This window comes from Mesorhizobium sp. M7A.F.Ca.ET.027.03.2.1, assembly GCF_003999175.1.
GTDB lineage: Bacteria > Pseudomonadota > Alphaproteobacteria > Rhizobiales > Rhizobiaceae > Mesorhizobium.
Map to the genome: position 1 here is coordinate 1 of NZ_RZOM01000884.1, position 2,610 is coordinate 2,610.

General features: G+C 63.5%; 2 protein-coding genes and 1 pseudogene. 1 reads left to right on the forward strand and 2 read right to left on the reverse strand.

What is annotated here, in order from left to right; all coding sequences use genetic code 11:
* A partial coding sequence (locus EN750_RS28420) for an NADPH-dependent FMN reductase (RefSeq protein ID WP_145967985.1) occupies positions 1-501 on the reverse strand: 501 nt, incomplete at its 3' end.
* Positions 502-706: 205 nt separating this feature from the next.
* On the opposite strand from EN750_RS28420, the gene EN750_RS28425 reads away from it, so the two are divergent.
* Entirely contained in the window at positions 707-2,080 is a 1,374-nt protein-coding gene (locus EN750_RS28425) for a cytochrome P450 (RefSeq protein WP_127398727.1), read from the forward strand.
* Positions 2,081-2,107: 27 nt separating this feature from the next.
* On the opposite strand, the pseudogene EN750_RS28430 reads toward EN750_RS28425, so the two are convergent.
* Positions 2,108-2,610 (reverse strand): annotated as a pseudogene (locus EN750_RS28430) (complex I NDUFA9 subunit family protein); the annotation flags it as partial.

Genomic DNA, 2,610 nt, shown 5'->3' on the forward strand with positions numbered 1-2,610 from the left:
GCCCTGCACCTGTTCGCTGGCGTTGAAAGCGCCGTTCTCATCGAGCAGTTTCTGGTACATCGGCAGCGCGACGCCTTCCGAGATCGGCATGACGCCGACCGATGTCAGCAACGGCTTCAGCGCTTGCGCCGCGCGCAGGCCGCCGGAGACGCCGCCATAGCTGAAAATGGCTGCAGGCTTGTACTTCCATTCACGCGAGAGATAATCGACCGCGTTGACGATCGCCGGCGCCACGAAATAATTGTATTCCGGCGCCACGAAGACGAAGGCGTCGGCGGCATCGATCGCTTTCGACCAGGCCTTGGTATGGTCGTTCTTGTAATTGCCGAGCCTTGGATGGTGCGGTTCGTCCAGCACCGGAAGCTTGAACGTATCGATGTCGGTCAGTACCGGCTCGAATTTTCCATGCTCGCGCGCGAACGTCTCCAGCCACTCGGCAAAAACCGGTCCGGCGCGGCCTGGCCGCGTGCTGCCGATGATGATGTTCAACTGGTGCTTCAAGGCGGGCTCCTAGGTCTGGCGGTATCTGTTGGTGACCTACGGCAGGGCACGGCCGCGGACAAGGCGGCACCGCCATGGAGGCGGTCACAATCGGCTGAACGGATCGCCTGCCGTGACGCCTCGGGCTGCATATTTGCGCCTGCCGTTCGGTCACATGGACGCCCGCATTGCCAGCCACTACATTGGGGTATCAGCGGAGCAGCCCATGGACATCCAGCCCGCCCCCTTCATTCCCCCGGCGCCGAAGCCGCGCACCACGCCGCCCTCGACGCTGGAGATGATCCGCATCGTCTACCGCAACCCGCTCGAATTGTGGGGTGAGCACACCTACAACGAGCCGTGGATCTCGGCCAGTGGTGTTGGTGGACATCTGATCGTCGCCAATGATCCCGGCCTGATCCGCCATGTGCTGGTCGACAACGCCAGGAACTACAAGATGGCGACGGTGCGTCAGAAGATCCTGCGGCCGATCCTGCGCGATGGCCTGCTGACCGCCGAGGGCGAGGTCTGGAAGCGGTCGCGCAAGGCGATGGCGCCGGTGTTCACGCCGCGCCACATCTTCGGCTTCGCCCAGCCGATGCTGAGACGCACGCTGGACTTCGTCACCCGCTACGAAGACGGCGGCACGTCCGACATCGCCCATGACATGACGCTGCTCACCTACGACATCCTGGCCGAGACGCTGTTTTCCGGCGAGATATCGGGCGAGCCTGGCAGTTTCGCCAACGAGATCGACCGCCTGTTCGAGACCATGGGTCGCGTCGATCCGCTCGATCTGTTGCGCGCGCCCGACTGGCTGCCGAGGCTGACCCGTATCCGCGGCCGCAAGACCATGGCCTATTTCCGCAAGATCGTCACCGACACTGTCAAGATGCGCGAAGCGAAATTCAAGCGCGACCCCGATGCGGTGCCGCAGGATTTCCTGACGCTGCTGCTCAAGGCCGAGGGACCCGATGGACTGACGCGGGCCGAGGTCGAGGACAACATCATCACCTTCATCGGCGCCGGCCATGAGACGACCGCGCGGGCTCTGGGCTGGACACTGTATTGCCTGGCTGAATCACCGTGGGAGCGCGACTGGGTCGAGCAGGAGATCGACCAGGTGTTGGCGCGCGAGCCCGATCCGACGAAATGGCTCGATGCCATGCCGTTCACGCGTGCGGCTTTCGACGAAGCGCTCAGGCTGTATCCGCCGGCGCCGTCGATCAACCGCGAGCCGATCGAACCGGAAATGTGGAAGGATCTTCATATTCCCAAGCACGCCGCGGTGCTGGTGATGCCCTGGGTCGTGCATCGCCACAGGAAACTGTGGGACCGGCCGGATGCCTTCCTGCCGGAGCGCTTCCATCCGGGAAATCGCGAAAAGATCGACCGCTTCCAGTATCTGCCGTTTGGCGCGGGTCCGCGCGTCTGCATCGGCGCCAGCTTCGCCATGCAGGAGGCGATCATCGCGCTGGCGATCATGCTGTCGCGCTTCCGCTTCGACACGACAGCCGAAACCAAACCCTGGCCGGTACAGAAACTGACCACGCAGCCCCAAGGCGGTCTGCCGATGCGGGTCACGCCGCGACAGGCATGAGACACAGCTTCAGACGGTTGTGATAAATCAAGCAGCAGGCTTGCGTTGCTGGAACTGGCCGGCGGCGCGGTAGCGCCAGAGATAGCTGGGCAGGATCGTCGCGATCGATTGCGGCTGGATGCCGAGCCCTGCAAGCGTCCTGTTGGTCTTGTTGGCGGCGTCCGAAACGATGTTGTGCTCGCGCAACTGCGTCACCTGGTCCTTGGTCAGCAGCGGATTGGGCAACAGGCCGAGGATCGAGGCCTGGATGTTGGCCACCCACCACGGCACCGGCACCAGCAGCCGCTTGCGCTCGATCACGTCGAGCAGCTCTTCCATACACTGCTTGAAGGTGAGCACCTTCGGTCCACCAAGTTCATAGATCTGGCCGCCATCCACCTTGCCGTCGACCGAGCGCGCCACCGCTTCGGCCACGTCGCCGACATAGACCGGCTGGAACTTGGTCTGGCCGCCGCCGATCAGCGGCAGCACCGGCGAATAGCGCGCCATGTTGGCGAAGCGGTTGAAGAAGCCGTCTTCGGGTCCGAAAT